We start from the raw sequence: 21,599 nt of genomic DNA, 5'->3' as shown, positions 1-21,599 counted from the left end.
GCGGGTTGCGGCGCGTTCGGACATTTCTTGCCGGCCCTCGGCGTTGCTCGGCGGATCGGCGCCGCGGGTCGGCGACCATGGAGCGGTCATGACTGTGATGGAGCTGCTGCGCGGGGGAACGACGACCGACCGGGGGAGTGTCGACCCGGCCGGGCTGCGGCGGGCGGCGCTCGCCGGTGCCGGAGCCGCCGCCGTCAGCGCCTGTGTGTTCGTCCTGCCCGCCCTGCTCGTCTGGGTGGCCGCGTCGCAGTCGACCGTGCCGTGGACCTCGGCCCTCGGCACCGGGGCGAGCCTGTGGCTGCTCGGCGGGGGTGCGCACCTGCGCGTCGGCGCGGCCACCGTCACCGTGGTGCCCCTGCTGTTCCTGCTGCTGGCGGTCCTGGGGGCGACGTGGTCGGCGGGGCGCGCGACGTTCGACTCCGCGCAGGACCGCGAACCGCGCCCGCTGCGCGGCCTCGTCCATCGGCGCCTGGTCGCCGAGCTCGGGGCGTGGACCGGCGGGTATGCCGTGTGCGCGGCCCTGTGGTGGCTCGCGGCGGCGCTGGCCGGTCCGACGCCCGTGGCGTGGACGGTGGCCCTGCCCGTGCTCGTGATCCCGGTCCTCGCGGCTGTGCTGACCCTGGTGCGGCACGTGCGGCGGCGGCCGGAGCTGCTCGGCGAGGCGATGCGTCGGCCCGGTTGGCTGCCCGCTGCTGTCCCGAGGGGGCTGCGTGCCGGGCTCGAGGGCGCGGCGGTGCTGGTCGCGAGCGGGATCGTGGTCTGCGTCGTGATGGTCGTCCTCCACTTCGACCGGGTGGCCCACCTGCAGTCGGAGCTGTCGCCCGGCGTCATCGGGGGCGCGGTCCTCGTGCTCGCGCAGCTCGCCGTGCTGCCCAACCTCGCGCTCTGGGCGGTGTCGTTCCTCGCCGGGACGGGCTTCTCGGCCGTGGAGGGGGCATCGGCGACCTGGACCGGGAGCCGGACCTCGATCCTGCCGATGGTCCCCGTGCTCGGTGCCCTGCCGGAGCCCGGCGCCTTCCCCGGCGCGCTGCCGTTGCTCGTGCTGGTGCCGGTGAGCGTCGGCGCCCTCGTGGGCTGGCGGGCGCTGCGCGCCGTCTCGCGGCTGTCGAGCCAGCGGACCAAGCTGGGCGTCGTGGCCGTCGCGGTGGTCGTCACGGCGGCCGCCGTCGGCCTGCTCGACGTGCTCGGCGGCTCGTCGCTGGGCGCGGCCCGGCTGGCCCGGATCGGCGCGCCGGCCGGCTCAATGACCTTGGCGCTGCTCGTCGAGGTCGCCCTGGGGTCCCTCGTCGCCCTCGGCTGGGACCGCTGGAAGCTCCGCCGCTGAGGCGAGCGGCGGGTGCCCCGCCGGTGAGGCGACCATCGGGTGCTCCGCCGACGGGGTGACGGGCGCAAGCCCCGCCGATGAGGCGACCGACACCACTGCCGGGGGCGTCGCCACCGAGCACGAGGGCACGGCGTGCGGCCGCCGGTGGGGACGCGGGCGTCGGCGCTCGCTCAACAGCGCGGCGGCGGAGGCTCCGAGCACGAGCAGGACCACCGCGCAGAGCAGGACGGTTCGGAACCCTTCCGCGAACCGCACAGGGTCGTCGTAGACCTCGCCGGTCAGCCCCGCGAGGGCCGGCACTGCGGCCACGGCGAGCAGCCCCCCGGTCCGGGCGACCGCGTTGTTGACCCCACTGGCGAGCCCCGCGTGCTCCGCCGGCGCGGACGACAGTGCCGTCGCGGTGAGCGGCGCGACCAGCACGGCGAGCCCCAGCCCGAAGACGACCACGCCGGGCAGGACCGTCGTCAGGTAGTCCGCGTCGGGCCCGATCCGCAGCATGAGGAGCAGCCCGAGCGCGCAGACGAGGGGCCCCGTGGTCAGCTGCAGCCGCGGGCCGATCCTGTCTGCGAGAGCCCCCGACCGGGCCGACAGCGCGAGCATGAGCCCGGTCACCGGCAGCAGGGAGACCCCGGCGGCGATGGGGCCGTAGCCCGAGACGACCTGCAGCTGGAGCACGAGGACGAGGAAGACCAGCGACAGGGCGCCGTACACGATGAAGGTCACCAGGTTCGTGGCGCTGAAGGCCCGCGAGGAGAAGATCGAGAACGGCAGCATCGGCGCGTCCGACCGTCGCTCGACGACCACGAACGCGGCGGCCGCGACCAGGGCCACGGCCGCGCTGACGGCGACCAGGGCCGGGCTGCCTCCGCCCCCGACGGCGATCAGGGCGTAGCTCGCGGCGGCGAGGGCCACGGCGCCCAGGACCGCGCCGGGCACGTCGAGGTGGCCTCCTGCCGTGCTGTCACGCGACTCCGGCACGTGCCGCAGCGTCGCCGCCACCACGACCGCGGCCACGGGGAGGTTGACGAAGAAGACCCAGTGCCACGACACCGCGTCGACCAGCCATCCGCCGAGGAACGGGCCCGCAGCGGTCGCCACCCCGCCGAGGCCCGACCACAGCCCGATGGCGCGGGCCCGGTCGGCGGGGGCGATCGTGGACTGCAGGATGGCGAGGCTGCCGGGGGTGAGCAGGGCGCCGCCGATGCCCTGGAGCGCCCGGCCGGCGGTCAGCAACGGCGCCGACCCGGCGGCGCCGCACAGCAGGGAGGCCGCCGCGAACCACACGACCCCCACGAGGAAGATGCGTCGCCTGCCGAACCGGTCGCCGAGCGAGCCGCCGACGAGGATGCACGCCGCCAGCGTCAGCGCGTATGCCGTGACGACCCACTGGAGCGACGCGAAGGAGGCCCCGAGCGAGCGGCCGATCGCGGGGAGCGCGATGTTCACGACGGTGGCGTCGATACCGACCACGCCGGAGCCCAGCACGGTGGCCGCCACGATCCACCGGCCCTGCGCGGTGTCGAGCGGCACCGCCGGCTCGGCGTCGATGGTCCCCGCCGTCGACGACACCCCGGTCATGACCCCCGAGCCTACGTCGCCTCCGTCCTGTCCACGACCGCGATCCGGACCGAGTTGGGGAGCTGCGCGGTCCCCAACTCGGCTGGCGTGCGAGGCCGTGCGGGCCGTGTGAGGTTGGGGGCATGACGCGATTCGGGTACACCCTCATGACCGAGCAGTCCGGACCCCGTGAGCTGGTCGGGTACGCCACCGGAGCCGAGGAGGCCGGGTTCGACTTCGCGGTGAGCAGCGACCACTACTCGCCGTGGCTGACCGAGCAGGGGCATGCCCCCTACGCCTGGACGGTGCTCGGCGCCGTGGCGCAGGCGACCGAGCGGCTCGAGCTCATGACCTACGTGACCTGCCCGACCACGCGGTACCACCCGGCCGTCGTCGCACAGAAGGCCGCCACGCTCCAGCTGCTGTCCGAGGGGCGCTTCACCCTCGGCCTCGGCAGCGGCGAGAACCTCAACGAGCACGTCGTCGGCGAGGGGTGGCCCTCCGTCGGCGTCCGGCAAGACATGCTCGAGGAGGCCATCCACATCATCCGCGAGCTGCACACCGGCAAGCTCGTGACGTGGGAGGGCGAGTACTTCCGGGTCGACTCGGCCCGCGTCTGGGACTGCCCCGACGGCGGCGTCCCGATCGGCGTGGCCGTGTCGGGGGAGAAGTCGTACGAGCGGTTCGGGCCGCTGGCCGACCACGTGATCGCCGTGCAGCCGGAGAAGGAGCTCATCGAGGGCTTCCTCGCCTCGCGTCCCGACTCGGCGTCGAAGCCGCGGGCCATCGGCCAGATCCCGATCTCGTGGGACCCCGACCGCGACACGGCCGTCAAGCGCGCGCACGAGCAGTTCCGCTGGTTCGGCGGTGGCTGGTCGGTCAACGCTGACCTGCCGACGCCCGCCGGGTTCGCCGGGGCGTCGCAGTTCGTCCGGCCCGAGGACGTCGCCGACTCGATCCCGTGCGGCCCGGACCTCGACGGCATCGTCGAGGCGGTGAGCGCTTACTGGGAGGCCGGCTTCACCGACATCGCCGTGGTGCAGGTCGGCGACGAGGGCCAGCAGCGCTTCCTCGACGAGGCGGCCGAGCCGCTACTGGCGAAGCTGCGGGACGCGGCTCCCTCCAGCTGATCGACGTGCTGCGCCGCCTGTCGCCGGACCGGGGTGACGGGCGGTCAGGCCTGCAGCCGGTCCAGGACGCCGGTCTGGGCGAGCAGGGCGAACCGGTCCGGCACGCCCCAGTGCTCGACGATGCGGCCGTCGACCACGCGCACCACGTCGATCACCGTGATCTCGACGGGGCGGCCGCTCGGCGGCCCGAAGAACGGGTCGGTGGCCGTCCCGCGTCCGGTGACACGCGCCCACAGGGTGTCGCCGGACTGCACGGCGTCCTCGATCGTGAAGGCGATGTCCGGCATGGCCGCGTGCACCTGCGCCATCGCCTCCCGGAGGTGGTCGAGCGCCTCGGCGCCCCTGCCGGCCATGCCGAACTGGTGCTCGACGAGGTCGGGGGAGCAGAGCTCGTCCACCACGGCCCCGTCACCGGTGGCGAACCCCTCGTCGAAGATGCGCCGGAGGACCATCACGGCGGCCGGGTCCGGCGCCGTGGCCGTGGCTGTGCTGGGGGAGGCGGGAGCGGGGCTCGGCCGCGTGCTCGTCGTGTCCGTCGTCGTGGTGGTCATGGCAGGTCCTCCAGAGGTCGGTCATGCAGTGGTGATGTATTGAGTGCAGTGATGCTGCATTGAATGCACTGCTACTGTCCTCTTCGTGGTCGAGGAGGTCAAGAGGTCGTCGTCCCTGCGCGAGGAGCAGGCACTCGCGACACGGCGCCGCATCGCGGAAGCTGCCCGCCGGCTCTTCGCCGGGCAGGGGTACTCCACGACGTCGCTTGCCGAGGTGGCTCGTGAGGCCGGGGTCGCCCCTCGGACCGTCTACACGGTCTTCGGGACCAAGCGCGAGATCCTCTCGGCGATCTGCGAGGCGTGGCTCGAGGACGCCCGGGCCCGCGAGCGGGCGCAGGAGGTGCTGGCGCTCGCGGAGCCTGTCGACCGCGTCCGTGGTGCGGCTGGTTGGCTCGCCGCCCTGTATGCCGCGGGCTTCGACGTAGTGCAGGTGCTCGACTCCGCGGTCGACGAGGACGGCCCGACGCGCAGGCTCCTGCGTGCCAAGCTCGCGGGGCGCAACCGGGTCATGGACACGATGGTCGCCTCGGTGCAGGACCGCCTGGGAGTCCCGCTGCCCGAGGCGCAGGCACTGTTCCGGGCCATGGCGGCGCCCGGCGTCTACCAGTCGCTGGTCGTGGAGGCGGGCTGGTCACCCGACCGCTTCGGCTCGTGGCTGGGCGACCTGCTCGTCCGCGAGCTGGTCGCCGCCTGACCGTCCGGCGCCCGGACGCGACGGCCAGAGGCCCGTCGCGGGTCGGTATCGTTCCTCCCCGTGACGACGCCCGAGCGCAGCACCGCTGAGCCGACCGGCATCGTCGTCCTCGTGTCCGGGTCGGGCACCAACCTCCAGGCGCTCATCGACGCCGCCGCCGACCCGGCATACGGCGTCCGTATCCTCGCGGTCGGCGCGGACCGGGCGGGCATCGCCGGCCTGCACCGGGCCGGTGCGGCGGGGATCCCGACGTTCGTGTGCCGCGTCCAGGACCACGAGGACCGGGCGGCGTGGGACGCCGAGCTCGCGCGCCGGATCGGCGACCACGACCCGGCGTTCGTGGTGTCGGCCGGCTTCATGAAGCTCCTGGGCCCGCAGGTCCTCTCCCGCTGGGTCGTCCTCAACACCCACCCGGCGCTGCTGCCGCTGTACCCGGGCGCGCACGCCGTGCGCGACGCGCTGGCCGCCGGTGCCACCGAGACCGGCTGCACCGTGCACGTCGTCGACTCGGGCGTCGACACCGGGCCGGTGCTGGCGCAGGCGACCGTGCCCGTGCTGGAGGGGGACACCGAGGACGCGCTGCACGAGCGCATCAAGGCTGTCGAGCACCCGCTGCTCGTCGAGTACGTGGGCCGCGCGGCCCGCGAGGGAATCACCGTCACCGATGGGAAGGCCAGCATTCCGTGAGCACCGTGAGCACCCCCGGGCCGAGCGAGGACGTCCGCCAGGTCCGCCGCGCCCTCGTCTCCGTCTACGACAAGACCGGGCTCGAGGAGCTCGCCCAGGGGCTGCACGCCGCCGGGGTGGAGATCGTGTCGACCGGCGGCTCGGCGTCGCTGATCGCCGGGCTCGGGATCCCGGTCGTCGAGGTGGCCGACCTGACCGGCTTCCCCGAGTGCCTCGAGGGGCGGGTCAAGACGCTGCACCCGATCGTGCACGCGGGGATCCTCGCCGACACCCGCAAGCCCGACCACGTCGAGCAGCTCACCGACCTCGGCGTCGCGCCGTTCGAGCTCGTCGTCGTGAACCTCTACCCGTTCCGCGAGACCGTCGCCTCGGGCGCGACCCCGGACGAGTGCGTCGAGCAGATCGACATCGGCGGCCCGACGATGGTGCGGGCCGCTGCCAAGAACCACCCGAGCGTCGCGATCGTCACCGACCCCGCGGCATACCCGGCGGTGCTCGAGGCGATCGCGGGCGGTGGGTTCACGCTGGCGCAGCGGCGGGCGCTCGCGGCCCAGGCCTTCGCCCACACCGCCTCCTACGACGTGGCGGTGGCCTCGTGGTTCGGCACGGTGCTGTCGCCGAGCGAGGACCACTGGCCTGCGTTCACCGGCGCGACGTGGGAGAAGAAGGCGGTCCTGCGGTACGGCGAGAACCCGCACCAGGGAGCCGCGCTCTACACGCACTGGCGGCCGGGCCTGGCGCAGGCGGCACAGCTGCACGGCAAGGAGATGTCCTACAACAACTACGTCGACGCCGACGCCGCCGTGCGCGCCGCGAACGACCACGGCGACCAGCCGACCGTCGCGATCATCAAGCACGCCAACCCCTGCGGCATCGCCGTTGGCGCCACGATCGAGGACGCGTATGCCGCGGCGCACGCGTGCGACCCAGTCTCGGCGTACGGCGGCATCATCGCCACGAACCGCCCGGTGACGGCGGCCATGGCGGCTGCGGCGAACGAGACGTTCAGCGAGGTCATCGTGGGACCGGACTTCGACGAGGACGCGCTGGAGCTGTTGCGGCAGAAGAAGAACCGTCGCCTCCTGCGCCTGCCCGCCGACATGACGCGGTATGCCGACCCGGTCGAGTTCCGTGCGATCAGCGGCGGCATCCTCGCCCAGACGGTCGACCGGGTGGACGCGGTCGTCGAGGGCGACGTGCCCGGCGGCGACGACGCCTCGCGGTGGCGGCTGGTGTGCGGGGAGGCGGCCGACGAGGCGACGCTCGCGGACCTGCAGTTCGCGTGGCGGGCGGTGCGCGCGGTGAAGTCCAACGCGATCCTGCTCGCCAAGGACGGCGCGTCGGTCGGCATCGGCATGGGGCAGGTCAACCGGGTCGACTCGTGCCACCTCGCGGTGTCGCGGGCCAACGGCGGGGACGACGGCGCCGAGCGTGCGCGGGGTGCAGTGGCTGCGTCGGACGCGTTCTTCCCGTTCGCCGACGGCCTGCAGGTGCTGCTCGACGCGGGGGTGCGCGCGGTGGTCGCGCCCGGCGGGTCGGTGCGTGACGAGGAGGTCGTCGAGGCCGCGAAGGCAGCCGGCGTGACCATGTACTTCACCGGCACCCGCCACTTCGCCCACTAGTCGCCGCGCCCACCGGCTCAAAGGCTTTCGCGCAAAACAACGGTTGCTCGGCAAACCGCGGGACAACGACCCGCGGGAAGCCGAGCAACCGTTGTTTTGCGAGAGTAGGGGTGACGTCTCAGGCGGGGTCGGGGGAGCGGTAGCCGGTCGGCTCACCGGAGCCGAGGTCGACGATCGCGGCGACCGGGCCGCCACCGTCGGGGCCCTGGTGCGCGGCTGACACCGACACGAACACCGCCGGGTCACCCGTCACGGCAGCCGTCACGCCACCGACCGCGGCCTTGATCTGCCGGTGCCAGTGCACGTCGGAGTCGTCGAGCATGGCGTTGCGGCGACCGCGCACGTGCCCGTCCTGGCTGACCTCGCACTTGAGGAACACGTTGACCAGCCGCCCCTGCAGGTCCGAGGAGTGCGGCCGCTCGGGCAGCTCGAGCCCCGCGTCACGGATGGCCGACCACACGCCGTCGGCGTCGAGCGCGTCACGCATGACGGAGTGGCCGATGCGGTAGCGCCCACCGATCCCTCGGGCGTTGCCCACGACGACCACCTGCGCCCGGTCGAGCTCGACACCCGACGAGCACGACGCCACGGAGGAGTAGAGCGACCGGTCGCGCAGCACGTCCTCGTCGCGCGGCATCTCGATCTCCCCGAGTGCGACCGCGATGCCGAGCGCCGTCCCGCCGTTGGAGACGTCCATCGACGCGAGCGTGTCCTCGGTGAAGACGTCGTGACCGCGGCTCTTGGCGTCACGGATCGTGTCGATCGTGAGCAGCGGCGTCTTCGTCTGGACGTAGTGGACGTCGGCCACGTCGGTGATCCCCGCCCGCTCCATCGCGACCTTGACCGCGTCGGCCACCTTGCTCACCATCGCGGTCCGACCGATGTCCTCCGGCAGCAGCACCTCGCTCATCGCGAACCCGACCGTCAGCCGCGGCTCGTCGGTCTGCTCGGCCCGCTCCGTCGGCACGGTCGCGAAGATCGTCGCGTGCGGGCTGATCACCCCGTCGGTGCCACCGGACCACACGATCGGCACCTCCTTGACCCGCTCGGCGTCGGCGCCCTTGGCCACCAGCGCCTCGCGGAACGCCCGGTCGGCGAGGATCCGCGTGTAGTCGTTGACGCCGCCGTTGCCCTCCGTCTTGCCGATGATGGCGATGACCCGGTCGGCCTCGAGGACGCCGTCGTCGATGAGCTTCGTCAGCTCGGACGCGTCGGAGACGCTGTGGATCGGGACCTTGCGCACCTCGATGGGCTCGGGCATGGGTGTCACCTTCCGTCTCGTGGGGATTGCGTTGCAGCAGTAGGGGACGCGGTATGCCGTGTGCCCGCCGAGGGTGCACCGCCCACCGTGGTGCCGACCGCCCCCGGGTCGGACACGGCCTCGGTGATCCGCTCGAGGGAGGTGATCACCGACGTGCCACCGGCCCGCGCGAACCGCAGCGCCGCCTCGACCTTCGGCCCCATCGACCCTGACGCGAACTCACCGCTCGCGGCATACCCCTCGAGCTCGGCAACCGACACGACGCCGAGCGGTCGCTCGTCCGCAGTCCCGTAACCGACGACGGCGTGGTCGACGTCGGTCGCGATGACGAGCACGTCGCACGCGACCGCCCGGGCGAGCAGGGCCGCGGTGAGGTCCTTGTCGATGACCGCCTCGACCCCGTGGACGGAGCCGTCGACGGCGCGCACCACGGGGATGCCGCCACCGCCCGCGGCGACCACGACGTACCCGTCCTCGAGCAGGGTCAGCAACGTCGGCGTCTCGAGCACCTCGACCGGCTCGGGGGAGGCGACGACCCGGCGCCAGCCCTTCTCGCCCCGGTCCTCCCAGGTCTCGCCGTGGTCGACGAGCACCTGTGCCTGCTCGCGCGGCAGGTAGCGCCCGATCGGCTTGGTCGGCCGCCGGAAGCCCGGGTCGTCGGCGTCGACGAGCGTGCGGCTGACCAGCGCGGCCACCCGGCGCTGCACCCCGTGCCGGGCCAGGGCGGCCTCGAGCGTGTCGAGGATGGTGAAGCCGATGGTCCCCTGCGTCTGGGCGCCGCACCAGTCGAGCGGCACAGGCGGGACGACGTGCGCGGCGAGCTCGTTCTTGACCAGAAGGTTGCCGACCTGCGGGCCGTTGCCGTGGGTGAGGATGACGTCGTGCCCGGCCGCCACGACCTCGGCGACGTGCTCCATCGCGCCGGCGATGGCATGGCGCTGGGCCTGGGGCGTGGCGCTGCCGTCGGGGCCGGTCATGGCGTTGCCGCCCAGCGCGATGAGTACGCGCATTCCACCTCCCCGCCCGTCGCCCGACCTGTGCGGCGAGCCTAGGCAGCCCTCCGGCGACCTGACGTCGTCAGGACCTGCCCAACGCGGGCGCGGGTGTTGGCAGGTCTGCCACACCCAGCGCGACCAGCAGGTCCGCGACCGCCCGGGGGTCGTCGAGCGCGTCGCCGAACAGCTCGCGCAGCTGCCCCACGCGGTACCGCACCGTCTGCGGGTGCACGAACAGTGCCTCCGCGACCGGTTCGCGCCGCCCCCGCAGGAGGAGCCACAACCGCAGTGTCTCCTCGAGCTTCTCGCGCGCGGCGGGGGTCAGGTCATCCAGTGGCGCGAGCGCCCGGGCGCGCAGGTCGGCCAGCGCCTGAGGGTCGGCGGCGAGCACGATCTCGGCCAGGTGCGCGTCGGTGTCGTATGCCGTGGGCTCGCCACCGCGGGCCACACGCCCGCGCAGCGCCCGGCTGTGCGACGCGGCTGCCTGGCGCCAGGGGACGGTCGGCCCGACCACGGCGTCGTGCCCCTCGAGCTGGCGCACAAGGCGGCGACGGGTCGTCGGCGTCAGGCCGGGGACGACGAGCGCCACGACGTCCTCCGAGGCCTCGACGCCTGGCACGTCCTCCGACAGCATCAGGCTGCGTCCGTCGACGAGTCCCCGCACGTGGTGGGTCTCGGAGTCGGGGACGAGCAGCACCGTCACCGTGCGCGGCAGCTCCCACCCAGCCCGTTCCGCGCGACGGGTCACGACGTCCTCGGTGGTGCCGCGCAACAGGTCCAGCGCGAGCCGCTCCTGCATGCGCTGCTGCAGCCGCTCGGCCGAGGCGAGCTGGTCGGCGTGACCGCTGACGCTGGCCGCCGACAGCTCGTCGATGTAGGCGAACACGAGCTCGGCGAACCGGGCCAGCGCCTCCGCGCTCATCCCGGCGCGCACCGCCTCCTCGCTCAGCCCGCGCCAGGAGACCCGCGCGCCGATGCGGTACGCCGACAGCAGGGCGTCCATGCTCCGGCCGCTGCGCGCCTCGCCCCGGCCGAGGTCGTACGACGCAACGAGCGCCGGGCCGAGCGGGGTGCTCGGGTCGTCGGACCGGGCGGCGATCGACAGGAAGGTGCCGAGGGCAACCTGCACGGCCGTCTCGATGTTGCCAACGAGGTACTCGCGGGCGCTGGCGTAGCTCGGGACCTCCTCGATGATGGCCTCGACGGCGTGGGTGGCCACACCTGGCAGCGCCCCCTTGAGCCGGGACAGGACGTCGGGTGGCAGGGTGAGCCCGGCAGCCCGCTCCGTGGCGGAACCGGTCGACGGTGCGGTAGCCGGGCCGGACCCGACGGAGCCGCCCGACCTCGTCGGTGGGGCGGCCGAGCCCTGGCTGGTGGGGCGTGGTGCCTCTGATGGGACAGATGTGGCCATCTTTTGTCTCCTGCGAACAACAAAGCGCGCTGAACTCACGCGTCGCGGTCAGGAAACTAGCCTACCCGGGCAGCCATCATGGAACCATGACCGCAGTTCTCCCACTTCGCACCGCGTCGCCGGCGCCCACGAGGCGACCCCTGCGCACTGCCCTGTGGCGGGTCGCCGAAGCCGTCGTGCACCCCCTGCTCCCCTCCGACTACCTGGACCTCGTCGCACCGCTGCGCGCGGGGGCCGACCTGCGCGCCCGGGTCGTCTCGGTCACCCCCGAGACCCGTGACGCCGCCACCGTCGTCCTGCGGCCCGGCCGGTCCTGGCGCGGGCACGTCCCCGGTCAGTACATCCGGATCGGCGTCGACGTCGACGGCGTGCGCAACTGGCGCGCCTACTCCCTGACCTGCCCGGTCGACTCCCCTGACGGGCTCATCTCGATCACGGTCAAGGCGATCCCCGACGGCAAGGTCAGCAACCACGTCGTCCGCGCGCTCCAGCCCGGCACCCTGGTCCACCTCGACCAGGCGACCGGCGACTTCACGCTCGGCGAGCAGGTCCCGGCCCGCGCGCTGTTCGTCACCGCCGGCTCGGGCATCACGCCGGTCATGGGCATGCTGCGCAACCACCTCGACGAACTGCGCGACGTCGTCGTCGTGCACTCCGCCCCGACCCGTGACGACGTCGTCTTCGGCGCGCAGCTGCGGGCGTGGGCGCAGGACGGTCGCCTGACGCTCGTCGAGCGGCACACCGACACAGACGGCATCCTCGCCCCGGCCGACCTCGACGAGCTCGTGCCCGACTGGCGGTTCCGCGAGACGTGGGCGTGCGGCCCCACCGGCCTGCTCGACGCCTTCGAGGAGGCGTACGCCGAGGCCGGGCTCTCCGAGCGGCTGCACACCGAGCGCTTCCGGCCGGTCGTGATCGCCGAGGGCGAGGGCGGCACCGTGACCTTCGGCCGCCAGGGGACCGTGGTGGAGGCCGACGGCGCCACCCCGATCCTCGACGCCGGCGAGGAGGCCGGCGTGCTGATGCCGTCCGGGTGCCGCATGGGCATCTGCTTCGGCTGCGTCGTGCCGCTGAAGCAGGGCGCCGTGCGCGACCTGCGCAACGGCGAGCTCACCGTCGCCAGCGAGGGCGACGGCGTCCGCATCCAGACCTGCATCTCCGCCGCCGCCGGCGAGTGCGAGATCGACCTCTGACCGCTCGGGCGCCACGCCCCCGCGTAGCGCCCCCATCGACAACGACGTCGCCACCGACCCAGCGTCACCACGGCGACGCACCCGAACCCAGTCCTGAGACCCCCACAGAACGGGAGCAGCCCCACTCATGACCGCCACCGCCCGCACCACCACCACCGACGACTTCGACCTGAGCATCGACGGCTCGCTCGCCGGCACGCCCAGCGCGCCCAAGCGGACGACCTCGCTCAACAGCCGGCTGTCGACCGTGACCACCGAGCGCCGTCACGCCGCCAAGCCGTCCGGCAAGCCGGACCCGGCCGGCCACCTCACCGCGGAGGAGATCGAGGCGCTCGGCGCCGAGCTCGACGCCCTGCGCCAGGAGGTCCTCGACTCGCGCGGTGCCGCCGACGCGGCATACATCCGCAAGGTCCTCAAGTGGCAGCGCGGCCTGGAGATGGGCTCGCGCGCGGTGCTGCTGTTCTCGCTCTTCCCGCCGGCGTGGTTCGTCGGGACGGCCGGCCTGTCGGTCGCGAAGATCCTGGAGAACATGGAGCTCGGGCACAACATCATGCACGGGCAGTGGGACTGGATGCGCGACCCGCGGATCCACAGCCAGGAGTGGGAGTGGGACAACGCGTCCCCGTCGGAGTTCTGGAAGCACTCGCACAACGAGCTGCACCACACGTTCACCAACGTGATCGGGCGTGACAACGACCTCGGCTACGGCATCATGCGCGTCGACGAGGACCAGCGCTGGACGCCGTCCTACCTCGGCCAGCCGGTCTACAACTTCGTCAACATGCTCTTCTTCGAGTACGGCATCGCCGCGTACGACCTCGAGGTCGGCGCGTACCTCAAGGGCCGCGGCAAGGACAAGGAGACGTTCCGCCGCGACGCCGGCAAGGTGTTGCGCAAGATCGGCCGCCAGGCGCGCAAGGACTACCTGCTGCACCCGCTGTTGTCGGGTCCGTCGTTCTTCCACACGCTCGGCGCGAACTTCGTCGCCAACACCGTCCGCAACGTGTGGACCCACTCGGTCATCATGTGCGGCCACTTCCCCGAGGGCGTCGAGACGTTCGCGAAGTCCTCGATCGACGGGGAGACCCGCGGCGAGTGGTACCTGCGCCAGATGGTCGGCTCGGCGAACATCAGCGGCAGCAAGGCCATGCACCTCATGACCGGCAACCTGTCGCACCAGATCGAGCACCACCTGTTCCCGGACCTGCCGAGCAACCGGTACGCCGAGATCGCCCCGCGCATCCAGGAGATCTGCCAGCGCTACGGCCTGTCCTACACGACCGGTCCGCTGCCCAAGCAGGTCGCCTCGGCGTGGAAGCAGGTCGTCACCCTCGCGCTGCCGAACCCGCAGCCCGGCCGGACCCGCGTCGGCATCGCCGCCGAGGCCGTCGGCAAGCGGGTACGCCGCAAGCTGCGCGGCGGCCGCGGTTCCGCCCGCACCGCCTGACCCCGTCTGCGCTTCCGAGGCCTGACACGCTCCCGCGTCAGGCCTCGGCTGCGTTGTCCGCCGGCTCGGTGTGGGTCATGAACTCCCACACCAGCCAGTGGGCCAGGGTGACGAGCAGGACGAGCAGCATCGCCTCGGCCTGCAGCGGCGTCACGTCCAACGGCTCCGCCAGTGCCGGCGCGACACCGAGCACCGCGATCAGCGCGTACAGGGCTGCTGCGGCCGTGCGTGGCCGCACCAGCGAGCCGGGCCCGCCCTCACGGCGCGCCCGCGAGAGCAGGTGCAGGGTCGACCAGCACCCCACCGCGGCGACCACGACGAAGGTCGCTCGCCAGATTCCGGGGTCGGTCGTGCCGCCGACCTGCGCGAACAGCCCCATGAGGGCGGGCAGCAGGAACGACAGGTAGACACCGCCGGCATCACGACGCACGGCCGGGAGGCGGAGCCATGCCTCGTGCCGCTGGACGACGTTCCACCACAGACCGACCAGCGTGAAGCAGGTCGCGGAGAACAGCGCGTAGAAGGTGGACACGTCCATCACGGGCCTCCGGATCGCTCGACGGCCGACGTCGTCCCCTCGACGGTGGCAGGTCCGTGCCGCCCCGGTCCATCCCCACGTGGCCGCCGCCTCAGCTGGCGGGGCCGCAGTCCTTGCCGGCCGGGGTGCACACCCCGACGGCGAACGGCAGCACGATCCGGTGCCGGACCAGCCCCGAGCGGTAGACGACCTCGTACCCGCGGTACTCCCAGGTGCCGGGGCGGGTGACCTCATACGAGACGAGTACCTCGGCGCTGCCGCCGAACGGCCCCTCGTCCCTGGTGCGCGGGATGGTGTAGCCGGAGGGTGGCCGTCGGTCCGCCAGGGGGACGACCTCTGCGCCCGAGCCGTCCACGAGCCCGATACCGTCACGACCCTGGACCCGTGGTGCCAGCCGCACCGACGTCACCGCCAGCCCGCGTGCGGCGTCCTCGACGGGGACCGGCCGGACGCTCTCGATGTGCACGTCGAACCAGCCGTCGTTGACGAGTGCGACCGCTCCCTCGGTGAACTCGTCGCCGACATCGCGGCTCGCCCTTGCGCTCGCGCCCCAGTCGGTCGGACCGAGCGGTCCCTCACCCGTGCCGATCCCGGTGAGGCACATCGTGGCGCCGACGACTGCGACCACGCCGACCGCGACCGAGGCCCGGCGCCGGCTCCAGCGCCGCCACCACGGGCGTCGCGCCGCCCGTGGCTCGGCGTCGTCGAGCCCCACGTCCCCCTGGACAACCCCCATGGGCGGAGTATGCCGCGTCAGTCCAGCCCGTCGAGCCACGTCCGGACGGACTTGTCGTGCTGGCCCAGCGTCGGCGGCGCGAGGTGCTCGGCCCGCCCACCGGCATACCCGTTGTCGTCGAAGCGGATCGGCGGCCCGGGGAGCTCGATGGTCCCCAGCGTCGGGTGGTCGACCTCGATGACGAGGCCCTGCGAGCGGGTCTGGTCCCAGTCGTAGACGCGGTCGATGGTGCGCACCTCCCCGGCGGGTATGCCGAGTGCGGCGAGCCGGGGAAGCAGCTCGGCGAGCGGGTGGTCGGCGAACGCGGCGTTGAGGGTGGCCGTGACTCGGTCGCGGTTGACGGTGCGCTCGCGGTTGGTGGCCATGCCGGGGGCGGCGGGGTCGATGCCGAACGCGGTGGCCAGCTTGACCCACAGCGACTCGCTGCCGCAGGCGACCTGGATGTCGCCGTCCTTGCAGTGGAACAGGCCGTAGGGGGACAGGCTCGGGTGATGGTTGCCCTGGGCGTGGCCGACGTGGCCGGCGACCGTGTAGGCCGTGCCCTGGAACGCGTGCGCGCCGACGATGGCCGCGAGCAGGCTGGTCCGGACGACGCGGCCGCGGCCGGTGCGGAACCGCTCGTGCAGGGCGGCCACGACGCCGTAGGCGCCGTACATGCCGGCGAGCAGGTCGCCGATGGGCACGCCGACCCGCTGGGGGGTGTCCGCGTCGGGACCGGTGACGGACATGAGGCCGGCCTCGCCCTGGGCGATCTGGTCGTAGCCGGGGCGACCGCCCTGCGGGCCGTCGTGGCCGAAGCCGCTGATGGACAGGATCACCATTCGCGGGTTCAGCTCGTGCAGCCGCTCGACGGGGAAGCCGAGGCGGTCCAGGACGCCGGGGCGGAAGTTCTCGACGAGGACGTCGGCCGCGCGGACGAGGCGGGTGAGGACGTCGCGGCCGTCGTCGGACTTGAGGTCGAGGGTGATCGACTCCTTGTTGCGGTTCGCGCTGAGGTAGTAGGTCGACACCGGGTCGTCCTCGGGGCCGACGAAGGGCGGACCCCAGCCGCGGGTGTCGTCGCCGGTGCCGGGCGTCTCGACCTTGATGACGCGGGCTCCCATGTCTCCCAGCATCATCGCGGCGTGCGGCCCCGCGAGGGCCCGGGAGAGGTCGACGACGGTGATGTCCTCCAGCGGTGCTGTCACGGGCTCATCCTGTCAGCGGGTGTCGGCGGACGGGGAGAGGTCGGCGGGGCGCAGGTCGGCGGGGCGCAGGTCGGCGGGGCGCAGGTGGCAGGGGCGCGCTGGCAGGCGGTACGCCTTTTGGTGGTGGTGGGCGGCCCCGCCACGGCGTGCGCTGGAGGGTGCCGCCCGTGCAGGGAGGTCGGCTGGGGCCCACCGGCGCACCCTGCGCCGGGCGTACGAGAGGACCAGGTCGATGGCGTCGAAGCTGCTGAGGTCGGTGCTGGCCGTGACGACGGCCGTGGTGGGGAGCGTGGCACTGATCGGAGGTCCCGCGGGGGCCAGCGTGGGGACCGGTGTGATCCCGCTGCCAGGCGCAACCGGCACCGAGGGAGTCGCTGCGGCAGGGGGCACGCGGTTCTACGCAGGCGACCTGCTCACGGGGGACGTCTACCTCGGCGACCTGCGCACCGGGACGGCGGCCAAGGTCGTGCACGCCCCTGCCGGGAGGTGGGCGGTGGGGATGAAGGCCGACCTCGCCGACCATCTGCTCTTCGTCGCGGGTGGGCCCACGGGTGACGGGTACGTGTACGACACGCGCTCCGGGGCGCCCGTCGCCGCCTACCACTTCGCCTCGGCTCCGACGTTCGTCAACGACGTCGCCCTGGTGCCGGGCGGCGCGTGGTTCACCGACTCGTCCCGGTCCTCGCTCTACTTCGTCCCGGTGGTCGACGCGGTTCCCGGCGCGATGTCGACGCTCGCGCTGAGCGGGCCTGCGGCCGACACCAGCGGCGCGTTCAACAACAACGGCATCCAGGCGACGGCGGACGGCCGATGGCTCCTCGTCGCGCACACCGCCCAAGGGGCGGTGAACATCGTCGACCCGTCGACGGGCGCGAGCCGCGCGCTGCCGGGGGTGTCGGTGCCCAACGTCGACGGCATCCTGCTGTCCGGACGGACCCTGTGGGCGGTGCGGAACTTCGACAACGAGGTCGTGCAGTACCAGCTGGCCGGGGACCTCTCGGGCGGCACCCAGACGGCGGTGCTGACCAGTCCGCTGTTCGAGGTGCCCACCACGGTGGCCAGGGTCGGCGACCGGCTCGTCGTGGCGAACGCCAAGTTCGACACCGGCCTGCCGCCGACCGCCCCGAGCTACGAGGCGGTGGTCATCCGTCGCTGACGCGCACCCGCGGCATACGGGGTCGTCCGGAACGAGCCGCACGCAAACTACGCAGATTGGGGGGTGTGGGCGCTGCGGCGGGGGCGAAACATGGTGGCGGTTCGTGACATTTCCGCCCGAGCCGGAGCACTGTCAGCAAGGGAGCACACCATGAGCCCACGACACGGACGCCTACGAGGGCGCCGGCTGGCACTCGCCATCGCAGCAGCGGTGGCGACGGCGACCGGATTCCTGCCCATGCTCGCCTCGAGCGCCGACGCCGGCACGGCGTCCGACGCCAACCCGACGGCCTGCGCCCAGCGGGTCAACGACACCCCGCAGAAGCTCGTCGACTGCGTCACCAGGGCAGACCTCTGGGCGCACATGGTCAGGTTCCAGCAGATCGCGGACGCCAACCCCGGCGCGGACGGCCACCCCTCCCGCAACTCCGGTGAGCCCGGCTACAAGGCGTCGGCCGACTACGTGGCCGATGTGATGAGGGCTGCCGGGTACGACGTGACGTTGCAGGAGTACAAGTTCCACTACTTCAGCTTCGTCGGCACCCCGGTGATGAACGAGGTCTCCCCGATCCCGAAGTCGTTCGTGCTCGGCACGGACTTCAACCCCGGACCGGTCGCCGGGACGGCCACCGCGAGGCTGCAGCCTGCGGGCGGGATCGTCGTGCCGGCGACGCCGACGCCCAGCTCCGCGAGCGGGTGCCAGGCAAGTGACTTCGCCGGCTTCGTGCCCGGCAACATCGCGCTGATCCAGCGTGGTACCTGCACCTTCTCGCAGAAGGTCGCGAACGCGCAGGCGGCCGGGGCCACTGCTGCCGTGATCTTCAACGAGGGCAACCCCGGTCGTACGGGCGTCTTCGCCGGTTCCCTGTCTGGTGGGGAGCGGATCCCGGTCATCTTCACCTCGTATGCCGTGGGCAGCCAGCTCCTGAGCCAGACGACCGGGGGCACCGGCCCGATCCTGACCATCGACGTCAAGGCCATCGACGACCCGAACAGGTCCGACTGGAACGTCATCGCCGACTCCAGGGGCGGCGACCCGAACAACATCCTGGTCGTCGACGCACACCTCGACGCGATCTACGGCGCGGGGATGCTCGACAACGCCTCGGGCTCGGCCGCGATCCTCGACATCGCGCAGCAGCTGAAGAACACCAACACCCGGAACAAGCTGCGCTTCATCTGGTTCGGCGGCGAGGAGCTCGGGCTGCTCGGGTCCGACTACTACGTCAACACGCTGTCGGCGGACGAGCTCGCGAAGATCAAGTACGACCTCGACGCGGACGTGCTCGCCACGCCCAACTACGTGGCGGGCGTGCTCGACCCGAAGGACGGCGTGGACCTGTTCTCGCGGAACCCCGGGACACCGATGCCCCCGAGCATCTGGGCTCCGTCGGCGATCGCGCGCGACTACGGGATCGACTACCTGAACTCGATCGGGAAGAACCACATCCTCTTCTCGGCCGACGGCACGGACGCGTTCATGTTCCAGCTGGCAGGTATCCCGGCCAGCGGCGTCCTCACCGGCCAGGACTGCTGCAAGCTCGCGTCCGACGTCGCGCTGTTCGGCGGCTACACCGGCAACTTCGAGGGCACGGTTCCCGGGGACGACGGCGGTTGCGTCGACAACCCGTTCCGCTGGTGCGACAACCTGTCGAACAACGACCCCGAGGTGCTGACCTGGATGTCGAAGACCTTCGCGTACATGGTCGGCCACATGGCGTACGACCGTCAGGCGTTCACGTCCTCGCCTGCCAACGGTGGGCACGCGAAGAAGCTGTCGCATCCCACTCGGGTGGGGACCTTGAAGGGCGCCGTCGCCAGCTGACGACCCGTCGCGTCACCCCAGCTGTCCCTCGGTATGCCGTCGCGGCCGACTCCCTCCACCTCCGTCGGCCGCGACGGCGGGACCACCGTCGACGTTCACGCACCTCGGTCCGAGAGCAGGGCGAGGAAGCGCTCGGCATCTCCCGCTCGGGGAATGTTGTTGAACATGACGTACGGCGACTGCCGGCCCTGGACCTGGTCCCGGAGCCGGCGCAGCTCGTCATCGGTGTGGACGTGCCGCCAACCCGTCGTGCCGTGCAGCCGGTAGTAGGTCTGCTCCGGCGTCACCGTCTCGCTCTGCATCGGGTCGACGACGTGGACCAGGTCCAGCTCGGCACACAGCTCCGTCAGCAGCTGTGTGGGCCACGCACCCCGGGGTTCCCACAGCACGCGTCCGGCGGGCCGTTCCGCCTGCGACATGAAGTGACGCAGCCGTGCGACGTTCTCGTCCGTGGGTCGGAAGCTCTGCGGACACTGGAGCAGCACGGCTGTGGCCCGCAGGATCCGAGCGCAGTCAAGAGTCCGCTGCCAACCCCCGAGGACCTCAGGGGTCGTCCGGAACCCGCCGACCCGACCACGAGCGCTGTCCGGCAGAGGGCGCTTCATGCGGCGGTAGGTCGGGCTGCTGGACTCGTGGGTGACGACCTGCCACGCCTTGATGGTGAACTCGAAGCTGTCTGGCACCTCGGCCCGCCAGCGCGCCAGGACGGCATCCGATGGCGGCTCGTAGAACGTGTGCTGCACCTCCACGACAGAAAAGCGACGCGCGTACGAAGCCTGCGAGACGGTCCAACCACACAGCCCCACGCGGACGTCCGTCAGCCCAAGGGCCGCCGGGGTCACGAGGGCCCTGCCAGGAACTTTCGCGGCTCCTCCCTTTCGACCATGCAGGCGAGTATCGCCGAACCGGAGCCAGGTCCACACACCTGCGTGCGCAGGGGCAACCGGAACGAGCCGGGGGCAAACTACGACGATTGCATGGTGACTCGGGCTCACCGGCCTCGAACCATGGACTGGGAGAGCAACGCCCGACGTGACCGGACGCAGGGAGCCGCACGGGGCGCTGGAGGTCCGCTGCGGCCGCTGGAGCAGGACGACGGCCAGCCGGAGGCAGAGGAGCGCCGCTCATGGCCGAGGGAGGGCGAGCAGGCTGGTGGTCCAGCGCGCCCGGCGTCCTGACGGCGGTCGCGGCGCTGGTCACTGCCGCCACAGGACTGTTGCTGGGGCTGAACCAGGTCGGCTGGCTCAACGCCTCGTCCACTCCGTCGACCTCTGCGGCCAGCACGAAGGCACCGCCGCCCGTCGGGCTGACCGGCTCACCCTCGGTGGCCGCGGCGACCGGGTCCCTCCCGGCCTCGGGCTCATCCGGGTCCGGCTCGACCTCCGCGTACAAGGTCTTCATCCCGTTGAAGCGGGAGTTCCGCGTCGGGGACATCTCCTACGAGGTCCTCGCAGCCACCGCCAGGCCGGACGCGGACGGCAAGCTCGCGCTGGTCATGTCGGTGCGAGGGCGCAGCTACCGCGCCTACGACGCGAACTTCTGGGATGCGAGCTTCGCCGTGACGGTCGGCGAGGACATCGTGCCTGCCTCGGGCGGACTCGATGAGCTCCTGCCGGCGAACGCCACCCAGCGGGGCGACGTGCTCTTCGTGGTTCCCGCGGACACGCGGAACGCGGTCCTGACCCTGCGGTTCCAGGGAGGGGAGACCCGGACGGTCCCCTTCCGCATCACGCCGAGCCCCTAGCGAGGCCGTGCCGGCGAGACCGGGAACCCGGCTTCGCGGCATACCCAACCGGTGCGTCCTCGTCCTAGGGTGGCTGCGTGCTCATGAACCGGTCGGCGCCGCATGCCCGCGTCACTCCTGTGCTGACCGTGGCGGACGTCAGGGCCGCCGTCGCCTGGTACTCGGACGTCTTCGGGTTCGTCGAGCACGTCCGGATCGGCGAGGGTCATCGTGCGCAGCTCGGTATGCCGGACGGCCCCGCGGCAGAGCTGGTGGTGGCCGAGGTGCGGCCCGGGCGTCGGACGCCGGAGCCGGCGGTCTCCCACCAGGTGATGTTCAAGGTCGCCGACGTGGCCGAGGTGGTCGAGCGAGCCGCCGGACAGGGCGCCCAGCTCGTCGACCCGCCACAGGACTGGCCGTACGGCGAGCGCCAGGCAACGATCACGGATCCGTTCGGGCACCAGTGGGTCCTCAACCAGACGCTGCGGGACGTCGAGCCCGAGGAGTGGGGCGGGCAGACCGTCACCCCTCGTCCGCACTCGCAGTAGCGCCACCTGCGCAGA

Annotated in this window: 20 protein-coding genes; 11 read left to right on the top strand and 9 right to left on the bottom strand. The window is 72.5% G+C overall.

What is annotated here, in order from left to right:
* Positions 1-88 precede the first annotated feature (88 nt).
* On the top strand, positions 89-1,324 hold the full coding sequence (locus tag RKE38_RS04175; protein ID WP_316006188.1) for a DUF6350 family protein: 1,236 nt from the start codon (positions 89-91) through the stop codon (positions 1,322-1,324).
* Here the strand turns inward: RKE38_RS04175 and RKE38_RS04170 are convergent.
* On the bottom strand, positions 1,241-2,902 hold the full coding sequence (locus tag RKE38_RS04170; protein ID WP_316006187.1) for an MFS transporter: 1,662 nt from the start codon (positions 2,900-2,902) through the stop codon (positions 1,241-1,243). The two genes, RKE38_RS04175 and RKE38_RS04170, sit on opposite strands and share 84 nt — an antisense overlap.
* Positions 2,903-3,024: 122 nt before the next feature.
* On the opposite strand from RKE38_RS04170, the gene RKE38_RS04165 reads away from it, so the two are divergent.
* The gene (locus RKE38_RS04165; RefSeq protein ID WP_316006186.1) at positions 3,025-4,011 is read left to right on the top strand and encodes an LLM class F420-dependent oxidoreductase; all 987 of its coding nucleotides are present in this window, start codon (positions 3,025-3,027) and stop codon (positions 4,009-4,011) included.
* A gap of 44 nt (positions 4,012-4,055) precedes the next feature.
* Here the strand turns inward: RKE38_RS04165 and RKE38_RS04160 are convergent, their stop codons facing one another.
* Positions 4,056-4,562 (bottom strand): ester cyclase, encoded by a 507-nt coding sequence (locus RKE38_RS04160; protein ID WP_316006185.1) that lies wholly within the window; start codon positions 4,560-4,562, stop codon positions 4,056-4,058.
* A gap of 85 nt (positions 4,563-4,647) precedes the next feature.
* Here RKE38_RS04160 and RKE38_RS04155 point away from each other — a divergent pair, with 85 nt between their 5' ends.
* The 3 genes from RKE38_RS04155 to purH are packed head-to-tail and all read left to right on the top strand — an operon-like array spanning position 4,648 to position 7,565.
* The gene (locus tag RKE38_RS04155) at positions 4,648-5,256 is read left to right on the top strand and encodes a helix-turn-helix domain-containing protein (protein ID WP_316006184.1); all 609 of its coding nucleotides are present in this window, start codon (positions 4,648-4,650) and stop codon (positions 5,254-5,256) included.
* A gap of 60 nt (positions 5,257-5,316) precedes the next feature.
* Positions 5,317-5,943 (top strand): phosphoribosylglycinamide formyltransferase, encoded by a 627-nt coding sequence (gene purN, locus RKE38_RS04150; protein WP_316006183.1) that lies wholly within the window; start codon positions 5,317-5,319, stop codon positions 5,941-5,943.
* On the top strand, positions 5,940-7,565 hold the full coding sequence (gene purH / locus RKE38_RS04145; RefSeq protein WP_316006182.1) for a bifunctional phosphoribosylaminoimidazolecarboxamide formyltransferase/IMP cyclohydrolase: 1,626 nt from the start codon (positions 5,940-5,942) through the stop codon (positions 7,563-7,565). The genes purN and purH overlap by 4 nt, the downstream gene beginning before the upstream one ends.
* A gap of 118 nt (positions 7,566-7,683) precedes the next feature.
* Here the strand turns inward: purH and RKE38_RS04140 are convergent, their stop codons facing one another.
* The 3 genes from RKE38_RS04140 to RKE38_RS04130 all read right to left on the bottom strand — a co-directional run bounded on the left by RKE38_RS04140 (position 7,684) and on the right by RKE38_RS04130 (position 11,232).
* Entirely contained in the window at positions 7,684-8,826 is a 1,143-nt protein-coding gene (locus RKE38_RS04140; protein WP_316006181.1) for a ring-opening amidohydrolase, read from the bottom strand.
* Positions 8,827-8,831: 5 nt separating this feature from the next.
* Positions 8,832-9,836: a carbamate kinase gene (locus RKE38_RS04135; protein WP_316006180.1), complete on the bottom strand. Its 1,005-nt coding sequence runs from the start codon at positions 9,834-9,836 to the stop codon at positions 8,832-8,834.
* Between the two features lie 67 nt (positions 9,837-9,903).
* Positions 9,904-11,232, bottom strand: coding sequence for a helix-turn-helix domain-containing protein (locus RKE38_RS04130; RefSeq protein ID WP_316006179.1), 1,329 nt, complete (start codon positions 11,230-11,232; stop codon positions 9,904-9,906).
* Positions 11,233-11,318: 86 nt separating this feature from the next.
* Here RKE38_RS04130 and RKE38_RS04125 point away from each other — a divergent pair, with 86 nt between their 5' ends.
* Both RKE38_RS04125 and RKE38_RS04120 read left to right on the top strand, forming a co-directional pair.
* Complete coding sequence (locus tag RKE38_RS04125) at positions 11,319-12,425, top strand: ferredoxin reductase (protein WP_316006178.1); 1,107 nt, start codon at positions 11,319-11,321, stop codon at positions 12,423-12,425.
* A gap of 127 nt (positions 12,426-12,552) precedes the next feature.
* Positions 12,553-13,872, top strand: a complete 1,320-nt coding sequence (locus RKE38_RS04120) for an acyl-CoA desaturase (RefSeq protein WP_316006177.1) — start codon at positions 12,553-12,555, stop codon at positions 13,870-13,872.
* Between the two features lie 37 nt (positions 13,873-13,909).
* On the opposite strand, the gene RKE38_RS04115 is transcribed toward RKE38_RS04120, so the two are convergent.
* The 3 genes from RKE38_RS04115 to RKE38_RS04105 all read right to left on the bottom strand — a co-directional run bounded on the left by RKE38_RS04115 (position 13,910) and on the right by RKE38_RS04105 (position 16,333).
* The gene (locus tag RKE38_RS04115; RefSeq protein WP_316006176.1) at positions 13,910-14,410 is read right to left on the bottom strand and encodes a hypothetical protein; all 501 of its coding nucleotides are present in this window, start codon (positions 14,408-14,410) and stop codon (positions 13,910-13,912) included.
* A gap of 91 nt (positions 14,411-14,501) precedes the next feature.
* Positions 14,502-15,146: a hypothetical protein gene (locus RKE38_RS04110; RefSeq protein ID WP_316006175.1), complete on the bottom strand. Its 645-nt coding sequence runs from the start codon at positions 15,144-15,146 to the stop codon at positions 14,502-14,504.
* 17 nt (positions 15,147-15,163) lie between these two features.
* Positions 15,164-16,333 carry a CoA transferase gene (locus RKE38_RS04105; RefSeq protein ID WP_316006174.1) on the bottom strand — a complete coding sequence of 390 codons (1,170 nt, stop codon included), beginning with the start codon at positions 16,331-16,333 and terminating at the stop codon, positions 15,164-15,166.
* A gap of 232 nt (positions 16,334-16,565) precedes the next feature.
* Here RKE38_RS04105 and RKE38_RS04100 point away from each other — a divergent pair, with 232 nt between their 5' ends.
* On the top strand, positions 16,566-17,489 hold the full coding sequence (locus RKE38_RS04100; protein ID WP_316006173.1) for a hypothetical protein: 924 nt from the start codon (positions 16,566-16,568) through the stop codon (positions 17,487-17,489).
* A gap of 150 nt (positions 17,490-17,639) precedes the next feature.
* Positions 17,640-19,313, top strand: coding sequence for a M28 family peptidase (locus tag RKE38_RS04095; protein WP_316006172.1), 1,674 nt, complete (start codon positions 17,640-17,642; stop codon positions 19,311-19,313).
* Positions 19,314-19,408: 95 nt separating this feature from the next.
* On the opposite strand, the gene RKE38_RS04090 is transcribed toward RKE38_RS04095, so the two are convergent.
* Positions 19,409-20,119 (bottom strand): DUF72 domain-containing protein, encoded by a 711-nt coding sequence (locus RKE38_RS04090; RefSeq protein ID WP_316006171.1) that lies wholly within the window; start codon positions 20,117-20,119, stop codon positions 19,409-19,411.
* Between the two features lie 320 nt (positions 20,120-20,439).
* Here RKE38_RS04090 and RKE38_RS04085 point away from each other — a divergent pair, with 320 nt between their 5' ends.
* Positions 20,440-21,057, top strand: coding sequence for a hypothetical protein (locus RKE38_RS04085; protein ID WP_316006170.1), 618 nt, complete (start codon positions 20,440-20,442; stop codon positions 21,055-21,057).
* 128 nt (positions 21,058-21,185) lie between these two features.
* Positions 21,186-21,584: a VOC family protein gene (locus RKE38_RS04080; protein WP_316006169.1), complete on the top strand. Its 399-nt coding sequence runs from the start codon at positions 21,186-21,188 to the stop codon at positions 21,582-21,584.
* Positions 21,585-21,599: the final 15 nt, after the last annotated feature.

It is taken from the genome of Phycicoccus sp. M110.8, assembly GCF_032464895.1.
Lineage (GTDB): Bacteria > Actinomycetota > Actinomycetes > Actinomycetales > Dermatophilaceae > Pedococcus.
This window is presented reverse-complemented; position numbering and strand designations above follow the sequence as displayed.